This is a genomic window from Microbacterium sp. ZXX196 (assembly GCF_009709595.1).
GTDB classification, from domain to species: domain Bacteria; phylum Actinomycetota; class Actinomycetes; order Actinomycetales; family Microbacteriaceae; genus Microbacterium; species Microbacterium excoecariae.
This window is the reverse complement of record NZ_WMEE01000537.1, coordinates 1-233: the sequence shown is the minus strand read 5'-3', so window position 1 is coordinate 233 and position 233 is coordinate 1. Positions and strand designations below refer to the sequence as shown.

The 233-nt window shown below is 69.5% G+C and carries 1 protein-coding gene; it reads left to right on the top strand.

The window, feature by feature from the left end; translation table 11 throughout:
• A partial coding sequence (locus GJQ66_RS14440; RefSeq protein WP_196215962.1) for a hypothetical protein occupies positions 1 to 206 on the top strand: 206 nt, incomplete at its 5' end.
• Between the last annotated feature and the right edge of the window lie 27 nt (positions 207 to 233).

Genomic DNA, 233 nt, shown 5'->3' with positions numbered 1-233 from the left:
CCACCGAGGATCTGCGCTTTGGCGACGGCGCGTCGGTCGGCGGCACCTTGACGATCTATGCCGAGGAGCCAGACAGCGTGACCGTTCCCGACAGCGTCGCGCCCGCAGCGCGGGTGGAAACCGAAACCGGCGAACGGCTATGGCTGTTCTACGCCCATGGCGGCGCGGTGTCGGGCGGCTGGTTCTGCCAGGGCGATTTCGGCTGAGCCGTCAGCCCTGCCAGCCCACGCCCT